Origin of the sequence: Sphingomonas sp. Leaf21 (assembly GCF_916858675.1) — a bacterium.
Taxonomy (GTDB): Bacteria; Pseudomonadota; Alphaproteobacteria; order Sphingomonadales; family Sphingomonadaceae; genus Sphingomonas.
The window spans coordinates 41,339-64,277 of the sequence record NZ_CAKASM010000021.1; the positions used below are offsets into that span (position 1 = coordinate 41,339).

Here is a 22,939-nt window from a genome sequence, read left to right on the forward strand (position 1 = left end):
TGGTGCCCGCCTTCCATGCCCCGGCCCCGGTCGCGGGTAAAGCGGGCTTGGGTAAAGCCTTGTCGATCCTTAACCATTCTTTAGACGGTTGACCCCTAAATCTCTGACCAAATCGGGGAGATTGGGGACCTGCACGTCAGGCGGTTCTGCGATCCGGCGCGTCCTGTGACGGCCGGAATAGCGAGCTTGCGCGTGCGTTTCCCGGCCGCCCGTCCAGATCGGATGACCAATATGACGACGTTCCGCACGCTTCTGACTTCCAGCATCGGGACGCTGATCGTCGGGAGCGTGTTGTCGGGTTGTGCGGCCACGGCGCCCCGTCTCGGCCAGGCTCGCGACGGAGCGAACGGCACCGATCCGAGCCACGCGACCGCCGCGCTGGCGGATCGGACGCGGCGCGTCCTGGCGCAGCATGACGGCGATGGCGCGGTGATATTGGCCGAGCGGCTGGTCGAGACCGAACCGCACCAGGCGGCCTATCGCGCGCTTCTCGGACAGAGCTACTTGCGGGCAGGGCGCTTCGCCTCCGCGCGACAGGCCTTTACCGATGCGTTGCAGCTTGATCCTGCGGACGGACGATCGGCACTCAACCTGGCGCTCGCGATGATCGCGGGCGGCAACGGGGCCGGCGCGCGAGCGCTGCTGACCGAACATGCCGGGGCGATCCCGGCCGCCGACCTGGGGCTGGCGATGACGCTGACCGGCGCCGCATCCGATGGCGTGCGGATCCTCACCGCCGCGGCGCGGGAGCCGGGGGCGACCGTCAAGACACGGCAGAACCTCGCCTTGTCGCTGGCGCTGTCGGGGCAATGGGACATGGCCCGGATGGCCGCGTCCGCCGACATGGCGCCCGCGGATGTCGAACGCCGGATGCAGGAATGGGCCGCCTTCGCCAGCGCCGCCAGCCCGGCGGACCAGGTCGCCTCGCTGCTCGGCATCGCGCGCGTCGCCGATGGCGGCCAGCCGCTCGTCCTGGCGCTCAACGCCGCCCCCTCGGCGGCGGTGATGCAGGATATGGTCCAGGCCCTGCCGCAGCCGGTCGCTGCGCCTGTCGATCGGCCGCCCGCTGCCACCCGCATCGTCTTCGCCGCGCGGCAGGAGGTGGTGCAACCGCTGTCACAGGCGCCGATGCCGATGGCGACACGACCAACGATGCTACTCGCCCGCGCGGTCGCGACACCGGTCCCGGTCGCATCCACGGATGCCGAGGCGACCCGCGTCGCGCGGCTGGCGCCCGGCCTCGTCACCACGCCGACGCTTCTGCGCCGGGCCGAGGAGCGCCGCCATCTGGTGCGTCCGTCAGGCGACTGGAATGTGCAGATCGGCGCGTTCGGGGAAGAGGATGGCGCGCAGAAGGCATGGTCGCGGCTCGTCCAGCGCTTTGCGGGGCTGTCCGGCTATGTGCCGCAGAGCGGGACGGTCGACGGGCCGGACGGCCCACTTCATCGCCTGTCGGTCGGCGGGCTTGCGCGCGCGGAGGCCGACACGCTGTGCCACCGTTTCCGCGACGCTGGCGGATCCTGCTTCGTGCGGCGCCAGGCCAATGACCGCATGGCACAGTGGGCGCGCCCCGGCATCGGGCTGGCCGCGCTCTGATCGCCTAGACGGCGTCCCCGGCGGCGCGGCCGCTCGCCCAGGCCCATTGAAAATTATAGCCGCCGAGCCAGCCGGTCACGTCGACCGCTTCGCCGACGAAATACAGCCCCGGCACCGACTTCGCCTCCATGGTCCGTGACGACAACCCCGCGGTCGAGACGCCGCCGACGGTCACCTCCGCCTTGGCATAGCCCTCGCTGCCATTGGGATGGAACGGCCAGTCGGCCAGCCGCGCCTGCGCCGCCGCCAGCGCCTTGTCGGTCGCGGCGCCCAGTTCGACGGGCAGCGCAAGCCGTTCGGCCAGCGTCTCGGCCAGCCGGTCGGGCAGATGCTGCGCCAGCGCGCGCCGGGGGCTGGTCCGCGGCGCCGAGCGCTTCGCCGCGATCAGCCAGTCGGGCGCGCAATCGGGCACGAAGTCGATCCCGATCGCCTCGCCATGGCGCCAATAGGACGACAGCTGAAGGATCGCCGGACCCGAAAGGCCGCGATGGGTGAACAGCGCCGCCTCTCGAAAACGGATCCTGTCCGCTCGTGCCACGACCTCAGAGGCGACGCCCGACAGCGACCGGAACAGCGTTTCCTCGCCACCCAACGTCAGCGGCACCAGCGCGGGGCGGGGCTCGACCACCTTCAGCCCGAACTGGCGGGCAAGGTCGTAGGCGAGGCCGGTCGCGCCCATCTTGGGAATGCTCGGCCCTCCGGTCGCGACGATCAGGCTTGGCGCGGTCGCCGTCGTGCCGCCGCGCGTCACGCGAAATACGGTGCCGTCATGCGTGACGGAGTCGATCGCAAGGCCGAGCGCGATGTCGACCACCCCTCCCGATCGGCCCGCACGGTCGCACTCATCGAGCAGCATCGCCACGATCTGTCGCGCCGATCCGTCGCAGAAGAGCTGCCCCAGGGTCTTCTCGTGCCAGGCGATGCCATGCGCCTCGACCAGCTCCAGAAAGTCGCCCGGCGTGTAGCGTCCGAGCGCCGACTTGGCGAAATGCGGGTTCGCCGACAGGAAGCGATCGGGCATGGTGCCGATATTGGTGAAGTTGCACCGCCCGCCGCCGGAGATCAGGATCTTCTTGCCCGGCGCATCGGCATGATCGACGACGAGCACCCGCCGCCCCCGCTGCCCGGCGGTCGCCGCCGCCATGAGCCCCGCCGCGCCCGCGCCGAGGATGATCGCGTCATAGGATTGCATCGGTGCGCTTTAGGGGGGATCTGGCGGCAGGGATAGGTGTGCCGGTGGACGGCCTCCTGCCCGCTCGCGTCGGGCGTGCGCCACGGGGGGGTGCTCTGCGAGACACCTTTCCCTCCCCTCGATCCCCTCCCGCCTGCGGGAGGGGAGGAAGAAGGGGGCGGGGCTGGCGAATGTCCCTGCCGCTCGCCACGCGCACGCCCCTCCCGCAGGCGGGAGGGGATGGGGGAGGGGCGGTCCACGGGGGGTGTGCTCTGCGAGGCATCTTTCCCTCCCCTCGATCCCCTCCCGCCTGCGGGAGGGGAGGCAGAAGGGGGCGGGGCTGGCGAATGTCCCAGCCGCTCGCCACGCGCACGCCCCTCCCGCAGGCGGGAGGGGATGGGGGAGGGGGCGGGCCACGGGCGGTGCGCTCTGCGAGACACCTTTCCCTCCCCTCGATCCCCTCCCGCCTGCGGGAGGGGAGGCAGAAGGGCGCAAGGCTGGCGAATGTCCCTGCCGCTCGCCACGCGCACAGCCCTCCCGCAGGCGGGAGGGGATGGGGGAGGGGGCGGGCCACGGGCGGTGCGCTCTGTGAGACACCTCTCCACCCCCTCGATCCCCGCCCGCTCGCGGGTCAAGAGGAAGAACGGGTCAGGCGACCGTCACTATCTCCAAGGCATCCACCTTGCCGCCGAACGTCACCGTCTCGCCCTCCATCGCGCCCATCAGCGCACGGGCCAGCGGAGCGGCATAGCCGATCCGGTCATGCGCCGGATCGGCCTCGTCATGGCCCACGATGGTCAGGGTCCGGGTCTGGCCGTTCAGCCGGAACGTCACCACGCTCCCGATCCCGACCTCACCCTCTTCCGGAGGCGGTGCGATCTCGGCGGTTGCGGCGCGGGTGTTCCAGTAACGCAATTCGCGCTGGAGCCGCGTGCGTTGGTCCTCCTCCGACGCCGTCGCCAGCGCCGCCTCGACCTCCGAAACCCTGGCGCGGGTCAGCGCCAGGCCCTGCGGCGTGACCAGATTGGGGCCGGGCGGGATCGGCAGCTCGAACTTGGGTTCGAGATGTTCCTCATCGGATTCACGGCGAAATGCGACACTCATCGGGGATCAACGCGGCTGGACATGGCGTGGCTCCATGACCGTCGGATCGTTTCGCCGCAAGCACCGGATGGGTGGTTGAGTTTTCCGCCAATGGGTGTATAGGGCCTCGCTTTCACGGAACGCAAAGATTCACCCGTGCCGCATGGGTGTATCCGCCAACTAAGAGGGATGGGTCCCTTGGTTCGGCGGTACGCGCTCCTTTTTCTGTTGGAGTCCCCATGCCTTTCTCTGCTCTGCCGCCGGTATTGTCGGCTGCCCTTTCCGCGCGCGGCTATACCGCGCCCACCCCGGTCCAGGCCGCCGTCATCGAGGATGACGCGCAAGGCCGCGACCTGATCGTTTCCGCCCAGACCGGCTCGGGCAAGACCGTCGCCTTCGGCCTCGCGATGGCGAGCGAGTTGCTGGGCGGCGGCGATCACCTGCCGCAGCCGGGCGCGCCCATGGCGCTGGTCATCGCGCCGACGCGCGAGCTGGCGCTGCAGGTCAGCCGCGAGCTGGAATGGCTCTATGCCGGGGCGCGTGCGCGCATCGCCACCTGTGTCGGCGGCATGGACGCCTCGCGCGAGCGCCGCGCGCTCAGCCATGGCACCCATATCGTCGTCGGCACGCCGGGCCGTCTGCGCGACCATCTGGAGCGCGGCGCGCTCGACCTGTCGTCGCTGAAGTTCGTCGTCCTCGACGAGGCCGACGAGATGCTCGACATGGGCTTCCGCGAAGACCTCGAGCAGATCCTCGACGGTACGCCGTCCGAGCGGCGCACGCTCCTCTTCTCGGCGACCATGCCGCGCCCGATCGTGCAGCTCGCCAAGCGCTACCAGACCAATGCCAAGCGGATCGAGACGATCAGCGAGGACAAGGGCCATGCCGACATCGCCTATCAGGCGGTGACGGTCGCCCCCGCCGATATCGAGGCCGCCGTCGTCAACCTGCTGCGCCTGCACGAGGCCGAGGTCGCGATCCTGTTCTGCGCCACGCGCGACAATGTCCGCCACCTCCACGCCAGCCTGGTCGAGCGCGGTTTCTCGGCGGTCGCGCTGTCGGGCGAGCATTCGCAGAACGAGCGCAATCATGCGCTTCAGGCGCTGCGTGACGGCCGCGCGCGGGTCTGCGTCGCGACCGACGTCGCGGCGCGCGGGATCGATCTGCCGGGCCTGACGCTCGTCATCCATGTCGAAATCCCCCGCGATGCCGAGGCGCTGCAGCACCGGTCGGGCCGTACCGGCCGCGCCGGTCGCAAGGGCACCGCGATCCTGATCGTGCCCTATCCGCGCCGTCGCCGTGTCGAGGGCATGCTGCGCGGCGCGCGGATCGAGGCCGAGTGGCGCCGGGCGCCGACGCTGGAGGAAATCCGCGAGCAGGACCGCGAGCGTCTGCTGACCGCGCTACTGGCGCCGGTCGAAGTCGATGACGCCGACCGTGAACTGGCGACGCGCCTGCTCGCCGAGAAGTCGGCCGAGGACATCGCCGCCGCGCTGGTCCGCGCGCACCGTGCCGCGCTGCCCCAGGCGGAGGAACTGGTCGAGGGCGATGCGCCGCCGCCGCGCGAGCGTCGCGAAGGCTTTGACGACACCGTCTGGTTCCGGATGAATGTCGGCCGTCGCCAGAATGCCGATCCGCGTTGGCTGCTGCCGCTGATCTGCCGTCGCGGGCACATCACGCGCAACGAGATCGGCGCGATCCGCATCCAGCCGACCGAGACGCTGTTCGAGGTGCCGACCGCGCTGGCGTCGCGCTTCGTCGCCGCGCTCAAGCGGACCGAGGCGGATCAGGCCGAGGACGATATCGCGATCGAGCAGGCCGATGGTCCTCCCGCCGGTGGTTCGGGCCATGGCGGTCCGCGTCGTGGGCCCGGCGGCGGCAACCGTCCGATGGGCGGCCGTCCCGCCGGTGGCCCCGGCGGCGGTCCGCGCCGCTATTCGCCACGCCCCACCCAGGGCGCCCCACGCGGGCCCCGTCGCGGCTGACCCAAATCCTCCCCAAGCTTGCTTGGGGAAGGGGACGGCCGGGCGTAGCGCGGTGGTGGAGGGCGGGGCCCCTCGCTGACGTTGCAAGCCCCACCACCCCTCGCTGACGCGAGCGGTCCCCCTCCCCATCGGGGATGGGGAGGAATTGGGGTATCCCAGACACCGCCACGCGCAAATTTTCCCCAAGCTTGCTTGGGGAGGGGGACCGCCGGGCGTAGCGCGGTGGTGGAGGGGCGGGGCCCCTCGCTGAGGTTGCACGCCCCACCACCCCTCGCTGGCGCGAGCGGTCCCCCTCCCCATCGGGGATGGGGAGGAATTGGGGTATCCCCGACACTGCCACGCGCAAATCCTCCCCAAGCTTGCTTGGGGAGGGGGACCGCCGGGCGTAGCCCGGTGGTGGAGGGGCGGGGCCCCTCGCTGACGTTGCAAGCCCCACCACCCCTCGCTGGCGCGAGCGGTCCCCCTCCCCATCGAAGATGGGGAGGAATTGGGGTATCCCTGACACCGCCACGCGCAAATCCTCCCCAAGCTTGCTTGGGGAGGGGGACCGCCGGGCGTAGCCCGGTGGTGGAGGGGCAGGGCCCCCTCGCTGACGCGAGCGGTCCTCCTCCCCATCGGAGCTGGGGAGGATCTTGGGGTTAGAGAATTTCCCGCCCGGCCTTCCACAGACGCAGGGCGCGGCCCTGGACGGGGAAGCCGTCGAACGGCGTATTGCCCGCCGAGGCGAAGGCCTCGCCCGACACCATCCATGGCGTTTCGGCATCGAACAGCATCAGGTCGGCGGGCTTGCCCGGCTCCAGCGTGCCGGTGTCGAGCCCCAGTACCTTGGCCGGATTGGCGGCGAGCAGCGTGAAGAGCCGGGGCAGCGTGATCCGCTCGTCACGCACCAGCATCAGCGCCAGCGGCAACAGCGTCTCGGCCCCCGCCATACCCGCTTCTGCGTCGACGAAGGGCAGGCGCTTGGCCTCGGGGCCATGCGGGTCGTGGCCCGACCCGATCACATCGACCGTTCCGTCGGCGACTGCCGCCAGCGCCGCCTGCCGATCGCTTTCGTCGCGCAACGGCGGCGAGAGGCGGGCGAAGGTGCGGAAGTCGGTGATCGCGATGTCGGACAGGTGGAGATGCGCGGGCGTGATGCCGCACGTCACCTTCACGCCGCGCCGCTTGGCCGCGCGGATCAGGTCGAACCCCGCCGCCGTCGTCACCTGCCGGATATGCAGCTTCGCGCCCGTCTCCTCCGCCAGCATCAGGTCGCGCGCGATGGCGAGCGCCTCCGAAATCGCGGGGGCGGAGGGAAGGCCGAGGCGACTGGCCGTTTCGCCCTGGGTCGCGACCGCGTCGGCCGCCAGCCCGCCATCCTCGGCATGGACGATGACCGTCAGGCCCAGATCGCCCGCATAGGCGAGGACGCGGTGCATCACGCCCGAATCGGCGATCCAGCCCCGTCCGGTCCCGACCGCCTTGGCCCCCGCCGAGACGCATACCGCCATTTCGGCCAGGTCCGTCCCGGCCAGCGAGCGGGTCGCCGCCGCGATCGGGTGAATCCACAAATCGGGCCGCCCGATCAGCGCGGCGCGCTGCACCACGCCGGGATCGTCGAGCACCGGCGACTGGTCGGGCATCAGGCCGATGCGCACGATCCCGCCTGCCCGGAACGCGGCCCGGTCGACCTTGAAGACGCCGAGATCGACGATACCGGGCGCCAGCATCCTGCCGCCGCAGTCGATGATGGTCGCACCCTTCGGCGCATCGCCGGTCCCGGTGATGACGCCGTCCTCGACCAGCAGGGTCGATCCGCGCGTTTCTCCGCCGACCGGGCAGATCAAAGTGGCGTTGGTGAACGCGGTGATGCTCATGCCCAACCCTCCAGCTTGCGAGCCCGGCGGGTCAGCACGTCCAGGCACGCCATGCGCACCGCGACGCCCATCGCGACCTGCTCGGTGATCGCCGATTGCGGGCCGTCGGCCACCTCCGAATCGATCTCGACACCCCGGTTCATCGGACCGGGATGCATGACCAACGCACCCGGCCTGGCGCGCTTCAGCCGCTCCGCCGTCAGGCCGTAGCGCATCCGATACTCGCGGGTGGAGGGGATATAGCCGCCCGCCATCCGCTCGTTCTGGACGCGCAGCATCATGACGACGTCCGCATCCTCGATCGCCTCGTCGAAATCGGTGAAGGGGGTGACGAACATCCGCTCGATTCCCTTGGGCATCAGCGTCGAGGGCGCGCAGACCCGTACCTCGGCGGCCAGCGCGGTCAGGGCAAGAATGTCCGACCGCGCGACCCGGCTGTGCAATATGTCGCCGCAGATGACGACCTTCTGCCCCGCGACGCTGCCCCGGCGACGGCGGATGGTCAGCATGTCGAGCAGCGCCTGCGTCGGATGTTCGTGCCGGCCGTCGCCCGCGTTCAGGACCGGGCAGTCGACCTTGTCGGCGATCAGGCGGACCGCGCCGCTCGCCATATGACGGATCACGATCACGTCGGCGCGCATCGCGTTCAGCGTCATCGCCGTGTCGATCAGCGTCTCGCCCTTCTTCACGCTGGACTGCGCGGCGTGCATGTTGACCACGTCCGCGCCCAGGCGTTTCCCCGCGATCTCGAAGGACAGGAGCGTCCGCGTCGAATTCTCGAAAAAGGCGTTGATCTGGGTCAGGCCCGCCAGCCTGGTGTCCGGCGTGTCGGTCGCGCCGCGATCGAGCCAATGTTCCGCCTCGTCGAGCAGGAACATGATCTCATGCGGTTGAAGGCCGTCGATGCCGGTCAGATGCCGGTGCGGGAAAACGGCGCCACCCTGAATGAGCGTGCCGGGGCGATGATCCGAGGTCTGCATTAAAGCCGCCGGGTAGCGAGGGAGGCGGCCATGGGCAACCCAATTCCTCCCCAAGCCGTGCTTGGGGACGGGGAGGACGGGGGTTTCCCGACTGCCGCCGCGCCCAAATCCTCCCCATCGAGGATGGGGAGGATTTGGGTTACGCCATTGTCAGCGCGTCGATCGCGGCTTGCAGGATGTGCGCGGCGGCGAGGTTGTCGATGCGTTCGGCGCGTTTGGCGCGGCTCATATCCTGTTCGATCATCGTCCGCTCGACCGCGACGGTCGACCAGCGTTCGTCCCATAAAAGGATCGGCCCCAGATCGGCGCAGTTGCGGGCGAAGGCGCGGGTCGATTGCGAGCGCGGGCTCTCGCTGCCGTCCAGGTTGAGGGGCAGGCCGATGACCAGGCCCCGGCAGCCCTGCTGCGCGATCGTCGCGACAAGCTGTTCCTTGTCGTGCGTGAACTTGGTCCGGCGGATCAGCGTGGCGGGGCTGGCGAAGCTCCACCCGGCATCGCACAGCGCGGTGCCGATCGTCTTGGTCCCGACGTCCAGCCCGATCAGCCGCCCGCCGGAGGGAAGGGCATCGCGGAATTCGCTACGGTCGGTGGTGATCAGGCTCATCGAAAGGCTTTCAAGCGGCGCTCCGCATCGGCGCGGACGTTCGCCCAGAACAGGCTATAGTCATAAACGTGATAATTGTTGCCGGGCAGCACATAGGGACCGACGCTGGGGCCCTCGCCGATGCTGAGGATACCGCGCCCCTGGCACCTGGCCGAAACCTTGCCCGCCACGATCGCCGCGGTCGTCAGGTCGGAAGAGGGAAAGAGCGTCCCCAGATTGGCGGTCGCTGGCGCAACGCCGCCGGGCGTGCCGGTCAGCGGATTGGTGCACAGCATCGCCGTGTCCTTGCGAGGCGTGCCGGTATAGCCGTTGGTCTTGTCGAACACGTCGAGGATCAGTGACGGATCGGCGGGCTCGCCGAAGCTCTGCCAACTGAGGATGCAGCCCGCCTGATCGGGCGTCGCGCAGGGCGGCAACCCCATGGCGGGCAGGTCGGCCGTCATCGAGATCGGCCAGCCCACGACATAGGCCGCGACGATCCGCCGCTTGAGTGCCGGATCCTTGGCCACCCGGTCGGTCAGCAGCCGCGACAGGTGCAGCGCGCCCTGGCTATGCCCGGCCAGGATCAGCGGGCGCCTGGGATCGACCTGTCGCAGAAAGGCGGTGAAGGCGGCGTCGACATCCTGATAGGCGAGGTCGAGCGCGCGCTCGGCATCCGCCATGCTGGTCAGGAAGGCGCCGAACGTCGCCTGGCGGTAGCGGGGCGCCCAGATATCGCCCGACCCGTTGAACGCGCTCGCCTGCCCGCGCAGGAACAGCTCCGCCCGGCCATTGGTCTCGGGATCGTCGAGCGGGGCGTTCCAGTGCGCCTTGCTGATGTACGATGTCGGGTGGATGAAGAACACCGCCGCGCCCCGGCCGGGCTGGCCCGGGGTATAGCCGGTCGGCGTCCACAAGGCGGGGTTGCCCGAAATATCGGGCCGGGCCAGCCACATCTTGCGGTCGCCATATTGCTCCGCGCGCGTCGCCGCCTGTTGCCGGAACGACTCGGACGGGACGGTCGACCAGCGGAGCAACTGGTTGCCGAACAGCCGGTAGGCGAAGGCGGCCGCGATCGTCAGCACGATGAGCGCCGCCACGACGTAAAGGAATTTGCGCGCCAAATCATCACTCCGTTGTGCAGTGCAGCAAATCGGCGAGGCCCGCAATTGCTCTCCATGATGCCCCGCTTGTCTCCGATGCAATCGCCGGAATGGCAAAAGCGTTGCGCGAAGCCGCGCGGCGATGCTAGCCGCAAAACCATGTCCGTAGATACCGCAACCGTGAAGAAGATCGCGAGCCTTGCCCGCATCGCGATCACCGAGGAGGACGCGACGCGCCTCGCCCCCGAGCTTGGGAACATCCTGGGCTGGATCGAGCAACTGGGTGAGGTCGACACCCAGGGGGTCGAGCCGATGACCGCGGTGATCCCGAACCAGCTTCGCCTGCGCGACGACGTCGTCAACGACGGCGGCATCCGCGACCTCCTCATGCAGAATGCGCCGCAGGCCGAACATGGCTTCTTCACGGTGCCCAAGGTGATCGAATAATGACTGATCTCACCACACTCGGCATCGCCGCCATCCGCGATGGCGTGCGCGACGGCCAGTTCAAGGCGCGCGAAGTCGCCGAGGCCTTCAATGCCAAGGTCGCGGGCGCCGACGCGCTCAACGCCTTCCTGGTCAAGACCCCCGACCACGCCCTCGCCGCCGCCGATGCGGCCGACGCGGCGCGGGCCGCTGGCGAGACGCTGAAGCCGCTGGCGGGCGTGCCGATCGGCATGAAGGACCTGTTCGCGACCAAGGGCGTCGCGACCACCGCCGCCAGCAAGATCCTGGAAGGCTTCGTGCCGCCCTACGAATCGACGGTTTCGCAGAATCTGTGGAATGCCGGTGCGGGGATGCTCGGCAAGCTGAACCTCGACCAGTTCGCCATGGGTTCGTCCAACGAAACCAGCGCGTTCGGCAATGTCATCTCCCCCTGGCGCCGCCCGAACGACACCGCTCCGCTCGCCCCCGGCGGCTCGTCGGGCGGGTCGTCGACGGCGGTGTCGGCGGGATTGGCGCCAGGCGCGACCGGCACCGACACCGGCGGCTCGATCCGCCAGCCCGCCGCCTTCACCGGCATTTCGGGCATCAAGCCGACCTATGGCCGCTGCTCGCGCTGGGGCACGATCGCCTTCGCGTCGTCGCTGGACCAGGCCGGGCCGATGGCACGCGACGTGCGCGACTGCGCGATCATGCTGGAGGCGATGGCGGGCTTCGACGCGAAGGACGCGACTTCGCTGAAGCTCGACGTGCCCAACTGGGAAGCCGCGCTGTCGGCCGACCTCAAGGGCAAGCGCGTCGGCGTGCCAAAGGAATACCGCGTCGACGGTATGCCCGGCGAGATCGAGGCGCTGTGGCAGCAGGGCATCGACTGGATGCGCGACGCGGGCGCCGAGATCGTCGAGGTCTCGCTGCCGCACACGAAGTACGCGCTGCCCGCCTATTACATCATCGCGCCAGCGGAAGCGTCGTCCAACCTCGCCCGCTATGACGGCGTGCGCTACGGCCTGCGCGACCTGCCTGAGGGCGCGGGGTTGCAGGACATGTATGCCGCGACCCGCGCCGCCGGGTTCGGCGACGAGGTGAAGCGTCGTATCCTGATCGGCACCTATGTGCTGTCGGCGGGCTTCTACGACGCCTATTATACCCAGGCGCAGAAGGTCCGCGCGCTGATCGCCCGCGATTTCGAGCGTGCGTTCGAGAGTTGCGACGTGCTCCTGACCCCGACCGCGCCCTCGGCGGCGTTCGCGCTCGGCGAGAAGCAGGCCGATCCGCTGGCCATGTACCTCAACGACGTGTTCACGGTGCCCGCCTCGCTGGCCGGGCTGCCCGCCATGTCGGTGCCGGGCGGACTGGACAAGGACGGGCTGCCGCTGGGCTTGCAGGTCATCGGCAAGGCGCTGGACGAGCAGGGCGTGCTGAACGCCGCGCTGGCCATCGAGCAGCGCGCGGGCTTCACTGCCCGTCCGCAGGCCTGGTGGTAAGCGACCGCGCCTTCTCGGCCCGCAACATCGCCGTGTTGCGGGAGGCGCAGGGCGCCCTGAACGTCGCGTTCGGGGCGATCCTCAGCGCCTATGTCGGCGTATCCTTGAGCAATATCGACAATCATCCCTTCGACCATCACACGCTGGCGCGTTTCTTCCTCGGCGTGGCGGGCTTCATCCTGTGCCTGTGCGTGGGCAACAGCGTGATCCTGCGGGGTGAGTTCCGGTTGGGCATCGCCTTTCTGATGCTGGGCGCGGGGGCGGCCTATGTGGGGTTGATGGAGGCGCGGCATCTTGGTTTCGAAACCGCGATCCTGCGCATCCTGTCGACCTGCTGGATCGTCGCGCTGCTGGGCAGCAACGCCGTCCTGACGGCGATCAACTATCTTCATCATCGAGATCGAACATGAGCGAATACCGCATCCAGGGCGCGACGGGGGAATGGGAGGTCGTGATCGGCCTGGAAGTCCATGCCCAGGTCACCTCCAACGCCAAGCTGTTCTCGGGCGCGGCGACCGCGTTCGGGGCGGAGCCGAACACCCAGGTCTCGCTGGTCGACGCCGCGATGCCGGGTATGCTCCCCGTGCCCAACATGGAGTGCATCCGCCAGGCGGTGCGCACCGGCATGGCGATCGATGCGCGGATCAACACATGGTCGCGCTTCGACCGGAAGAATTACTTCTACGCCGATCTGCCGCAGGGTTATCAGATCAGCCAGCTCTACCACCCGCTGGTCGGCGAGGGCGCGGTCGAGATCAGCCTGGACGAGAAGAACCCCGACGGCCCGACCAAGTCGATCGGCGTCGAGCGAATCCATGTCGAGCAGGATGCGGGCAAGCTGATGCACGATCAGCATCCGACGCGCTCCTATGTCGACCTCAACCGCTCGGGCGTCGCGCTGATGGAGATCGTCAGCCGCCCCGACATGCGCTCGCCCGCCGAGGCCGGGGCTTATCTGCGCAAGCTGCGGGCGATCCTGCGCTATGTCGGGTCGTGCGACGGCAATATGGAAGAAGGCTCGATGCGGGCCGACGTGAACGTGTCGGTCCGCAAGCCGGGGGACGAATTCGGGACGCGCACCGAGACGAAGAACGTCAACTCGGTCCGCTTCGTCATGGCCGCGATCGAATATGAAGCCAAGCGCCAGGTCGCGGTGCTGGAGGATGGCGGCAAGATCGTCCAGGAAACCCGCCTGTTCAACGTCGAGAGCGGCACCACCCGTTCGATGCGATCGAAGGAAGATGCGCATGATTACCGCTATTTCCCCGATCCCGACTTGCTCCCGCTGGAGCTGACCGACGCCTTTGTCGAGGAATGCCGCGCCAGTCTGCCCGAACTGCCCGATGCCAAGCGTCGCCGCTATGAGGCCTTGGGTCTGACGCCGTACAATGCGGGCGTGCTGACCGCCGAAGTCGAGACGGCGCGCTGGTTCGACGGGCTTCTCGACGCGCTTGAGGGCACGAGCGCCAAGCCCGCGCAAGCGGCCAACTGGGTCGCGGCGGAGCTGTTCGGCGCGCTCAATCGGCTGGGCAAGGACATTACCGAGAGCCCGGTGTCGCCCGCCCAGGCGGCCGAGCTGCTGGCGCTGGTTGCCGACGGCACGCTGTCGGGGAGCCTGTCCAAGCAGGTGTTCGAGATCATGCTGGAAACCGGTGACGGTCCGAACACGATCGTCGAGGAGCGCGGGCTCAAGCAGACCAGCGATACCGGTGCGATCGAGGCGGTAATCGCCGAGGTTCTGGAGAAGAACCCCAACCAGCTCGGCCAGTATCGCGCGGGCAAGGAGGCGCTGTTCGGCTTCTTCGTCGGTCAGACGATGAAGGCGATGGGCGGCAAGGCCAATCCGGCGGTGGTCAACGACCTGCTCAAGAAGGCGCTGGCGGGGTGATCTAGCGCCAGTCGACCTTCTTCTCCCCTCCTGCAGGCGGGAGGGGGCGGGGGAGGGCAGGGCGCCTCGCGGAGGGCGTCGCCTGTGGTGTTCCCTCCCCCATCCCCTCCCGCCTGCGGGAGGGGCGTGCTTGTGCGGGCGGTGTGTGTTCTCGTGAGCTTCGGGCTTGGCTGACGGCCTCCGGCAATCGTCAACGTCCCCGCAAACCTCTCCCCTCCCGCAGGCGGGAGGGGGCGGGGGAGGGCAAGGTGCCTGGCAGAGGGCGTCGCCTGTGGTGTTCCCTCCCCCATCCCCTCCCGCGTGCGGGAGGGGCGTGCTTGTGGGGACCGTGTGCACTCTTGTGAGCTTCGGGCTTGGCGGACGGCCTGCGGCAATCGTCGGCGCCCCCGCAAACCTCTCCCCTCCCGCAGGCGGGAGGGGATGGGGGAGGGCATCGGCGTCTCACCGAGCCCATCGCCCCCTATTGCGCATCGAGATCCTGGTTGCGCACCACGCCGCCGGTCCCGCCGACGCCATCATGCTCGCCGGTATTGGTGAAGGTCACCGGCTCCTCCCCGCCCTCGCCACGCTTCACCGCGTCGGAACGAGCCTCCACCGCCTGCTCGATATCGCTCCGGGGATCCTCGCGCGGTGGGCTGTCCGGATTGCCCTCGGGCGCCTCGCTGGGCGGGCTGTCGGGGTGGTTTTCGGGATTGCTGGCCATCGTCATTCCTCAGATCTGAAGCGGTTGCTGCGTACCGGGGTCGCCAGGGCCAACACCGGGCGCGGGCTGGTCGATATCGGGGCCGGGGGGCACGATCTCGGGCGGCGGGGTGTCGGGCTGCGCCGGCTGGGTCGGCTGCGGGCTTTCGGGCGGGGGCTGGGTCGCCATTCTCGCTCTCCTAATCATGCTGGGGAGGGGATAAACGCGCGAGGACAGGCGATGTTGCCTGTTGTCCCTTGCCGAAGCCGCCCATGGTGATATAGACGCGCGCCCATCGGCGGTGTCCTCGTGCGGGCGTGGCGGAACTGGTAGACGCGCTGGATTTAGGTTCCAGTATCGTAAGATGTGGGGGTTCGAGTCCCTTCGCCCGCACCAGTCCCCGGTCACAACGGGGCGACAGCCACACGGAATTTCTCCAGATTGAAGGCCTTTAGATGCAGACTGTCGAGACGCTGAACGAGGGGCTGAAGCGCGCCTACACGCTCACCATCACCGCCCAGGATATCGAGGGCAAGGTCGATGCCGAGCTGAAGCGGATCGCTCCGCAGATGAAGATGCCCGGCTTCCGCCCCGGCAAGGTTCCCGCGAACCTGGTTCGCAAGATGCATGGCCCGGCGCTGCTGCAGGACGCGCTCAACACCGCGCTGCAGGAAGGCGTGCAGACGCTGATCGCCGAAAAGGGCCTTCGTCCCGCGATGCAGCCGCAGGTCGAACTGGCCGAGGGCTATGAGCCCGGCCAGGACGCCAAGCTGACCGTATCGCTCGAGGTGCTGCCCAACGTCCCGGCTCCCGCGATCGACTCGCTGAAGCTCGAGCGCTTGACCGTGCCGGTCGCCGACGAGGCGGTGGACGAGCAGCTCCAGAAGTTCGCGGACCAGCAGAAGCGTTGGGACGATGCGGGCGACAAGGCCGCCGCCGAAGGCGACCAGGTCACCGTCGACTTCGTCGGCAAGACCGCCGACGGCGTCGCCTTCGAGGGCGGCTCGGGCGAGGACATGGCGGTCGAGATCGGCGGCGGTCGCCTGATCCCCGGCTTCGAGGAGCAGCTCGTCGGCGTGAAGGCGGGTGAAGAGAAGCAGATCTCGGTCACCTTCCCCGAGGACTATCCCGCCAAGGACCTGGCCGGTCAGCCCGCGACCTTCGACCTGACGATCAAGTCGGTGAAGACCGCCGGTGAGGCGAAGATCGACGACGAGATGGCCAAGAATCTGGGTCTCGAGAGCCTGGAGCAGCTGCGCGGCCTGCTGAAGGGGCAGATCGAGCAGGAGCATAACGGCCTGACCCGCACCTATATGAAGCGCAAGCTGCTCGACCAGCTCGCCGATGGCCACGACTTCGAAGTGCCGCCGTCGATGGTCGAGGCCGAGTTCTCGCAGATCTGGGCGCAGCTCGAGCATGAAGCGACCCATGAGGAGGATCCCGAGGCCGCCAAGGCCGAGATGGAGAAGGAGCGCGAGGACTATCAGAAGATCGCCGAGCGCCGCGTCCGTCTGGGCCTGCTGCTCTCGGAGATCGGCCAGGCGAACGGCGTCGAGGTGAGCGCGCAGGAAATGAACCGCCTGATCGCGCAGGCCGCACAGCAGTACGGCCCGGAAGATCGCCAGCGCTTCATCCAGTATGTCCAGCAGGAGCCGATGGCCGCCGCCCAGCTGCGCGCGCCGCTCTATGAGGACAAGGTCGTCGACTTCCTGTTCGGCAAGGCCGAGATCACGGACCGCGAGACCACGCGTGAGGAGCTGGAAGCTGCGATCGAGAGCGAGGACGGCTTCGCGTCGGGCACCCATGTCCACAATCATGATCACGACCACGATCATGACCACGGCAAGAAGAAGCCCGCCAAGGCGAAGGCGAAGAAGGCGGAAGTGACCGCGGACGCCGACACGGCCGAAGCGACCGCCGAGGAAGCGCCGAAGAAGGCGACCCGCGCCAAGAAGGCGGCTCCGGCCGAGGCGGAGGAAGCCCCGGAAGCGACCGAAGCCGCGCCCGCCAAGAAGCCGCGCGCCAAGAAGGCGGCGGCTCCGGCGGAAGGCGAGGCCGCTGCCGAGACCGCGGAGGCCGCTCCGGCGAAGAAGCCGCGCGCGAAGAAGGCCGCGCCGACCGAATAAGGTCGATGCCGGACCTCGGTTCGTGACGAACAGGGAAGGGCGGTCGCGCAAGCGGTCGCCCTTCCTGCATTGTGATCCTTCCCGGTACGGGGAGGAATAGGGACACGCTCACCGCTGGCCCCTAATCGAACGGGCTGTCCCGCCCGGCCATGTCGGCGCATAGGGATGTGGGTCTTGACGAGGATATGGCGTGAACGAACCCCGGATCGCGGTGCTGTTGCCCTGTTACAACGAGGAAGCTGCGATCGCGCAGACCATCGCGGGGTTCCGCGAGGCGCTGCCGTCCGCGACCATCTATGTCTACGACAATAACAGCCGCGACCGCACGATGGAGGTCGCGCGCACGGCGGGGGCGGTCGTCCGGTCGGAACGGATACAGGGCAAGGGCGCCGTCGTTCGGCGCATGTTCGCCGATATCGACGCGGACATCTACGTCATGGCGGATGGCGATGCGACCTATGACGCCGCCTCCGCCCCCGATCTCGTCCGCCGGGTGGTCGAGGAACAGCTGGACATGGTGGTGGGCCAGCGGATCACCGAGGCCGAACTCGCCTATCGTCGCGGTCATCGCTTCGGCAACGCGCTGCTGACCGGGATGCTGGCCAAGCTGTTCGGGCGCAGCTTCACCGACATATTGTCGGGCTACCGCGTCTTTTCGCGCCGCTTCGTGAAGAGCTTCCCCGTCCTCTCGGTCGGGTTCGAGATCGAGACCGAGATCAGCGTCCACGCGCTCGAGCTCAAGATGCCCTGCGCCGAGATCGCCACACCCTATTATGCCCGTCCCGAGGGATCGGCATCCAAGCTGAGCACCTATTCGGACGGCTGGCGGATCCTGCGCACCATCATGAAGCTCTACCGGATCGAGCGACCGATGTGGTTCTTCGGCGCGATCGCCGCGCTGTTCGCGGGTGTCGCGCTGCTGCTCGCGGTGCCGCTGATCTTCACCTATGTCGAGACGCATCAGGTGCCGCGCTTCCCGACCGCGATCCTGTCGACGGGGCTGATGCTGCTGGCCGGGCTCAACCTGTTCACCGGGCTGATCCTCGACACCGTTGTGCGCGGGCGGCAGGAGGTTCGGCGGCTCGCCTATCTGGCGCTGCCTGCGCCCGGGAACGGCCGCTGAGCCGATTTTCGGCCGACGATCGCATATTCGCTGCAGGGCAACATCGTTGGTCGTCGCCGGGGCTTGAATATGCGTCGCCATCACGCGACATAGAGGCTCTTCTGGGCATAAGAGAGAATTCCATGCACAATCCGTTCGAGACCGGCGATTTCGCGAGCCCGCTGGCGCATGCCGGTGTGGGGCTTCGGCAGACGCAGGCCGGTCTGGTTCCGATCGTCATCGAGCAGTCGAACCGCGGCGAACGGTCGTTCGATATCTTCAGCCGTTTGCTTCGCGAGCGTATCATCTTCGTCACCGGCGGTGTCGAGGACGGCATGGCCTCGCTGATCTGCGCGCAGCTGCTGTTCCTTGAGTCGGAAAATCCGAAGAAGGACATCTACATGTACATCAACTCGCCGGGCGGTGTCGTCACGGCGGGGATGGCGATCCATGACACGATGCAGTATATCCGTCCGCGCGTCGGCACGCTGTGCATCGGCCAGGCCGCCTCGATGGGCAGCTTCCTGCTCGCCTCGGGCGAGCCGGGTATGCGCGTCGCGACCACGAACAGCCGCATCATGATCCACCAGCCGTCGGGCGGGGCGCAGGGCATGGCGGCGGACATCGAGATCCAGGCGCGCGAAATCCTGCGTATGCGGCATTTCCTGAACACGCTGTACGCCAAGTACACGGGCAAGCCGCTCGAGGAGATCGAGCGCGCGATGGACCGCGACAAGTTCATGAGCGCCGAGGAGGCCAAGGAATTCGGCCTGATCGACCAGGTGTTCGACAAGCGTCCGGCCCCCGCCGACGACGCGGCGACGTCCGCATAAGACGGGCCGTTCGCGATGAACGGTTTATTTCGATTGTGACTTTATCGGGGTGCGGTACGATGCGCACCCCGGCAACGGTAGCGCACCGGTATCGGGTGCGAGAGGTGATTGATGGACAAGGTGAGCGGTGGCAACTCGAAAAGCACCCTCTATTGCTCGTTCTGCGGCAAGTCGCAGCACGAGGTGCGCAAGCTGATCGCGGGGCCGACCGTCTTCATTTGCGACGAGTGCGTGGAGCTGTGCAACGACATCATCCGTGAGGAGACCAAGTCCGCACTGGTTTCCAAGAAGGATGGTGGCGTGCCGACGCCGCAGGAAATCTGCAACGTGCTCGACGACTATGTCATCGGGCAGAAGCAGGCCAAGCGCGTCCTGTCGGTCGCGGTGCACAACCACTACAAGCGCTTGAACCACGGTGCGAAGGGCGCCGACGTCGAACTCGCCAAGTCGAACATCCTGCTCGTCGGTCCGACCGGCTGCGGCAAGACGCTGCTCGCGCAGACGCTGGCGCGCATCCTCGACGTGCCCTTCACCATGGCGGACGCGACGACGCTGACCGAAGCCGGCTATGTCGGCGAGGACGTCGAGAACATCATCCTCAAGCTGCTCCAGGCGTCGGATTACAATGTCGAGCGGGCGCAGCGCGGCATCGTCTATATCGACGAGATCGACAAGATCAGCCGCAAGGCCGAGAACCCCTCGATCACGCGCGACGTGTCGGGTGAGGGCGTTCAGCAGGCGCTGTTGAAGCTGATGGAAGGCACGACCGCCAGCGTTCCCCCGCAGGGTGGCCGCAAGCATCCGCAGCAGGAATTCCTGCAGGTCGACACGACGAACATCCTGTTCATCTGCGGCGGCGCGTTCGCGGGTCTGGAAAAGATCATCGGCGACCGTCTGCAGGGCAAGTCGATCGGCTTCGGCGCCTATGTCGCGGCGCCCGAGGAAAAGCGGACCGGCGAATATCTGCGCCAGACCGAGCCGGAGGATCTGCTCAAGTTCGGCCTGATTCCCGAATTCGTCGGCCGTCTGCCGGTCATCGCGACGCTGGAAGATCTCGACATCTCTGCGCTGGTCAAGATCCTGTCCGAGCCCAAGAACGCGCTGGTGAAACAGTATCAGAAGCTGTTCGAGATGGAGAATGTCGAACTCGACTTCACCGACGATGCGCTGACCACGGTTGCCAAGAAGGCGATCGAGCGCAAGACCGGCGCACGCGGGCTTCGCTCGATCCTGGAGGGCATTTTGCTCGACACCATGTTCGACCTGCCCGGCATGGACGGCGTCGACGAGGTGATGGTCGACAAGGACGTGGTCGAGGGCCGCAAGGAACCGATCCGCGTATATGCCGAGAAGGCAAAGAAGAAGGACGACGCGGCGGCCTGATCGGCACCGTGATCCAGGGATGATCGAACGGGCGTTCCTTGCCGGGAGCGCCCGTTTCGCGTTGGGGACATGCGATGATGACGATGCGTGAGGCGGTGGTCGGCGACCGGGCGGCAGTCGCGGCGATGCTGGGCAGGGCCTTTGCCGACGATCCGGCCATGTCCTACATCTTCCCCGATCCGACCGACCGTGCCGCGCGACTACCGCGTCTGTTCGCGCTGCTGTTCGACAGCGACGCTGTGGGGATGCGATTGGTCAGCGAGGCGGCGGATGCGGGCACCTTCTGGCGACCGCCGGGGCTGGCCGAAGTGCCGATGACCGCGATGTTGCGTCAAGCCGTGCCACTGCTGGCCACGCTGGGCACCGCGCTGCCCCGCGCCCTGCGGCTGTCGCACGCGATCGAGGCGCATTTTCCGGACGCGCCCTTCTGGTATCTGCATATCGCCGGGGTGGATCCGGCCCGACAGGGGCGGGGGCTGGGCGGTGCCTCGATCCGCGCCGGTCTGGCGCGGTGCGACGCGGCCGGTGTTCCGGCTTATCTGGAAACCGCGACGCAGAGCAATGTCGGGCTGTACGCACGACTGGGCTTCGAACTGGTCGATGAATGGTCGGTGCCCAAAGGCGGGCCACGCTTCTGGTCGATGATGCGACCCGTGCCCTAGGGCCGATCGACATTCCACGATGCCTGTCCTTCCCTCGCCCCTCGTAGAGGGGAGAATAAGCTGAATGTCGATCCGGCCCAGGGCCGCCCCGGCACGGGGAGGGTAACCGGACAGGAATTCGCCAGGGGCGATCGCTATCCGGAAACGGGCGAGACCTTTCCCCGCGAGCCCTGGTTCGCCAACCGACAGGCGGAGGCGTGCGGGATCGTCCTCGATGCGGATGGCAAGATCGTCTGGAGCCGCGCGGACATCGACGGCGATCCGATCGTCGTCGTCCTGACCGAGCGCGTATCGGACCCGCATCTGGCCGGGCTGCGCGCGGACGGGGTGTCGTATATCTTCGCGGGCAACGAGACGATCGATCTGGCGTCGGCCGTCGATCGGATCGCGCGGGAACTGGACGTGAAGACGCTGTTGGTCGAGGGCGGCGGCACCGCGAATGGCGCGTTCCTGCGGGCGGGACTGATCGACGAGATCAGCGTGGCGATCTGTCCCGCGATCGACGGCGCGGCTGGGGCGCCAAGCCTGTTCCACTCGGGCGAGGCGGATGCCGACGGGCCAGCACCGCTGACCGGGTTGACCCTGACGCGGCATGACATCCTGCCCGGCGGCGAAATCTGGCTGTGCTACAGGGTGGAGAATGCGGACAAGTGATGGCATGGTCGCAACGATTGCCATCGGCCGAAGGAGCCAATCGGCGGGTTGGCGCATTGGCATAAGCGAACGTGACGAGATCGTCATGCCGTGAGGAGGAGGCCAGACAAGGGATGAGCGAACCCGACGCCATCGTGACCGCCGGACAGAAGCGCGCATTGCTCCATCGCCTGACCTTGCCGTGGTGGACCCTCGTCTTCCCGCTGCTGGGGCTGCTCGCCATTGCCGTGTCGCTCTACAAGATGGGAACGGTCGGCGTGGTCGTCGCGGCGTTCATCCTGTTCGGATGCGTGCTGTCGGCGGTGCATCAGGCTGAGGTCGTCGCGCACCGGGTCGGCGAGCCGTTCGGCACGTTGGTGCTGGCGGTCGCGGTGACGGTGATCGAGGTGTCGCTGATCGTCAGCCTGATGCTGTCCGACGCGGGCGACGCCTCCAGCCTGGCGCGCGACACGGTGTTCGCGGCGATCATGATCATCCTGAACGGTATCGTCGGCCTGTGCCTGCTGGCGGGCGGGGTGCAGCATGGTGAGCAGCGCTTCTCGCTGCGCGGCGCCAGTTCGTCGCTGAACGTGCTGACCGCGATGGTCGTGCTCTCGCTCGTGCTGCCCAATTATGTCTCGTCCGCGCCGGGGCCGACCTATGCGACCTCGCAGCTGATCTTCGTCGCGATCGTCAGCGTCATTCTCTACGGGACCTTCGTCATGGTGCAGACGGTGCGCCACCGCGAATATTTCCTGCCCGCGAATGAGGATATGCCCGCCGACGCGCATGCCGAACCGCCGACCGACGCGGCCGCCTGGGCCGCGCTGGGGATGCTGCTGGTCGCGCTGGTCGGGGTTGTGCTACTCGCCAAGGGGCTGTCGGGGATCGTCGAGGCGGCCATCCTCGACGCCGGGCTGCCGCTCGCGATCGTCGGCGTGGTGATCGCGGCGCTGGTGCTCGCGCCCGAAAGCCTGGCCGCCTATCGCGCCGCCAAGCGCAACCGGCTCCAGACCAGCCTCAACCTGGCGCTCGGCTCCGCGCTGGCGACGATCGGGCTGACCATTCCGGCGGTGGCGATCGTGTCGCTGACCCTGGGGCTGCCGCTGGCGCTGGGGATCGGTGCCAAGCAGATGATCCTGCTGGTCCTGTCGCTGTTCACCATCACCCTGACGCTCGGAAATGGCCGCACCACCGTGCTGGGCGGGGCGGTGCACCTGGTGATCTTCGCGGCCTATCTGTTCGTGACCGTGGTGCCCTAGGGCCGGTCGACATTCAACTATGCCTGTCCTTCCCTCGCCCCTCGTAGAGGGGAGAGGGTTGCGCAGACTTGGTCTTTGCGTAG

At 68.0% G+C, this 22,939-nt stretch carries 21 protein-coding genes and 1 tRNA gene; 14 read left to right on the top strand and 8 right to left on the bottom strand.

Annotated features, from left to right (window positions below; genetic code table 11):
- Positions 1-231: 231 nt before the first annotated feature.
- A complete protein-coding gene (locus LRP66_RS14180; protein ID WP_230483253.1) occupies positions 232-1,596 on the top strand; it encodes an SPOR domain-containing protein in 1,365 nt (454 codons plus the stop codon).
- Between the two features lie 4 nt (positions 1,597-1,600).
- On the opposite strand, the gene LRP66_RS14185 is transcribed toward LRP66_RS14180, so the two are convergent.
- Positions 1,601-2,788: an NAD(P)/FAD-dependent oxidoreductase gene (locus tag LRP66_RS14185; protein ID WP_230483254.1), complete on the bottom strand. Its 1,188-nt coding sequence runs from the start codon at positions 2,786-2,788 to the stop codon at positions 1,601-1,603.
- A 627-nt stretch (positions 2,789-3,415) separates the two neighbouring features.
- A complete protein-coding gene (locus LRP66_RS14190; protein ID WP_230483255.1) occupies positions 3,416-3,871 on the bottom strand; it encodes a GreA/GreB family elongation factor in 456 nt (151 codons plus the stop codon).
- A gap of 218 nt (positions 3,872-4,089) precedes the next feature.
- Here LRP66_RS14190 and LRP66_RS14195 point away from each other — a divergent pair, with 218 nt between their 5' ends.
- Complete coding sequence (locus LRP66_RS14195; RefSeq protein WP_230483256.1) at positions 4,090-5,835, top strand: DEAD/DEAH box helicase; 1,746 nt, start codon at positions 4,090-4,092, stop codon at positions 5,833-5,835.
- A 638-nt stretch (positions 5,836-6,473) separates the two neighbouring features.
- On the opposite strand, the gene LRP66_RS14200 is transcribed toward LRP66_RS14195, so the two are convergent.
- From LRP66_RS14200 to LRP66_RS14215, 4 genes are all read right to left on the bottom strand, one after another.
- A complete protein-coding gene (locus tag LRP66_RS14200; RefSeq protein WP_230483257.1) occupies positions 6,474-7,691 on the bottom strand; it encodes a dihydroorotase in 1,218 nt (405 codons plus the stop codon).
- On the bottom strand, positions 7,688-8,671 hold the full coding sequence (locus LRP66_RS14205; RefSeq protein ID WP_230483258.1) for an aspartate carbamoyltransferase catalytic subunit: 984 nt from the start codon (positions 8,669-8,671) through the stop codon (positions 7,688-7,690). Before LRP66_RS14205 ends, LRP66_RS14200 begins: the two co-directional genes overlap by 4 nt.
- A 139-nt stretch (positions 8,672-8,810) precedes the next feature.
- Entirely contained in the window at positions 8,811-9,275 is a 465-nt protein-coding gene (ruvX, locus tag LRP66_RS14210; RefSeq protein WP_230483259.1) for a Holliday junction resolvase RuvX, read from the bottom strand.
- On the bottom strand, positions 9,272-10,378 hold the full coding sequence (locus LRP66_RS14215; RefSeq protein WP_230483260.1) for a DUF3089 domain-containing protein: 1,107 nt from the start codon (positions 10,376-10,378) through the stop codon (positions 9,272-9,274). Before LRP66_RS14215 ends, ruvX begins: the two co-directional genes overlap by 4 nt.
- 138 nt (positions 10,379-10,516) lie before the next feature.
- Here LRP66_RS14215 and gatC point away from each other — a divergent pair, with 138 nt between their 5' ends.
- The 4 genes from gatC to gatB are packed head-to-tail and all read left to right on the top strand — an operon-like array spanning position 10,517 to position 14,173.
- Positions 10,517-10,804: an Asp-tRNA(Asn)/Glu-tRNA(Gln) amidotransferase subunit GatC gene (gene gatC / locus LRP66_RS14220; protein ID WP_037568622.1), complete on the top strand. Its 288-nt coding sequence runs from the start codon at positions 10,517-10,519 to the stop codon at positions 10,802-10,804.
- Complete coding sequence (gatA, locus tag LRP66_RS14225; RefSeq protein ID WP_230483261.1) at positions 10,804-12,285, top strand: Asp-tRNA(Asn)/Glu-tRNA(Gln) amidotransferase subunit GatA; 1,482 nt, start codon at positions 10,804-10,806, stop codon at positions 12,283-12,285. Before gatC ends, gatA begins: the two co-directional genes overlap by 1 nt.
- Positions 12,279-12,695 (top strand): hypothetical protein, encoded by a 417-nt coding sequence (locus LRP66_RS14230; protein ID WP_230483262.1) that lies wholly within the window; start codon positions 12,279-12,281, stop codon positions 12,693-12,695. The genes gatA and LRP66_RS14230 overlap by 7 nt, the downstream gene beginning before the upstream one ends.
- Positions 12,692-14,173, top strand: coding sequence for an Asp-tRNA(Asn)/Glu-tRNA(Gln) amidotransferase subunit GatB (gene gatB, locus LRP66_RS14235; protein WP_230483263.1), 1,482 nt, complete (start codon positions 12,692-12,694; stop codon positions 14,171-14,173). Before LRP66_RS14230 ends, gatB begins: the two co-directional genes overlap by 4 nt.
- Positions 14,174-14,633: 460 nt before the next feature.
- Here gatB and LRP66_RS14240 read toward each other — a convergent pair whose 3' ends face one another.
- Both LRP66_RS14240 and LRP66_RS14245 read right to left on the bottom strand, forming a co-directional pair.
- Positions 14,634-14,876 carry a hypothetical protein gene (locus tag LRP66_RS14240; RefSeq protein ID WP_230483264.1) on the bottom strand — a complete coding sequence of 81 codons (243 nt, stop codon included), beginning with the start codon at positions 14,874-14,876 and terminating at the stop codon, positions 14,634-14,636.
- A gap of 9 nt (positions 14,877-14,885) precedes the next feature.
- Entirely contained in the window at positions 14,886-15,044 is a 159-nt protein-coding gene (locus LRP66_RS14245; protein ID WP_230483265.1) for a hypothetical protein, read from the bottom strand.
- 122 nt (positions 15,045-15,166) lie between these two features.
- Here LRP66_RS14245 and LRP66_RS14250 point away from each other — a divergent pair.
- The 8 genes from LRP66_RS14250 to LRP66_RS14285 all read left to right on the top strand — a co-directional run bounded on the left by LRP66_RS14250 (position 15,167) and on the right by LRP66_RS14285 (position 22,856).
- A tRNA-Leu gene (locus tag LRP66_RS14250) sits at positions 15,167-15,251 on the top strand.
- A gap of 59 nt (positions 15,252-15,310) precedes the next feature.
- Complete coding sequence (gene tig / locus LRP66_RS14255; protein WP_230483266.1) at positions 15,311-16,981, top strand: trigger factor; 1,671 nt, start codon at positions 15,311-15,313, stop codon at positions 16,979-16,981.
- A 190-nt stretch (positions 16,982-17,171) separates the two neighbouring features.
- On the top strand, positions 17,172-18,104 hold the full coding sequence (locus LRP66_RS14260) for a glycosyltransferase family 2 protein (RefSeq protein ID WP_230483267.1): 933 nt from the start codon (positions 17,172-17,174) through the stop codon (positions 18,102-18,104).
- A gap of 122 nt (positions 18,105-18,226) precedes the next feature.
- Positions 18,227-18,916, top strand: coding sequence for an ATP-dependent Clp endopeptidase proteolytic subunit ClpP (gene clpP, locus LRP66_RS14265; RefSeq protein ID WP_230483268.1), 690 nt, complete (start codon positions 18,227-18,229; stop codon positions 18,914-18,916).
- 111 nt (positions 18,917-19,027) lie between these two features.
- On the top strand, positions 19,028-20,299 hold the full coding sequence (gene clpX / locus LRP66_RS14270; protein WP_230483269.1) for an ATP-dependent Clp protease ATP-binding subunit ClpX: 1,272 nt from the start codon (positions 19,028-19,030) through the stop codon (positions 20,297-20,299).
- Between the two features lie 74 nt (positions 20,300-20,373).
- Complete coding sequence (locus LRP66_RS14275; RefSeq protein WP_230483270.1) at positions 20,374-20,961, top strand: GNAT family N-acetyltransferase; 588 nt, start codon at positions 20,374-20,376, stop codon at positions 20,959-20,961.
- Positions 20,962-21,210: 249 nt separating this feature from the next.
- The gene (locus tag LRP66_RS14280) at positions 21,211-21,615 is read left to right on the top strand and encodes a RibD family protein (RefSeq protein WP_329959281.1); all 405 of its coding nucleotides are present in this window, start codon (positions 21,211-21,213) and stop codon (positions 21,613-21,615) included.
- A 113-nt stretch (positions 21,616-21,728) separates the two neighbouring features.
- Entirely contained in the window at positions 21,729-22,856 is a 1,128-nt protein-coding gene (locus LRP66_RS14285) for a calcium:proton antiporter (RefSeq protein ID WP_230483271.1), read from the top strand.
- The last annotated feature ends 83 nt before the right edge of the window (positions 22,857-22,939 follow it).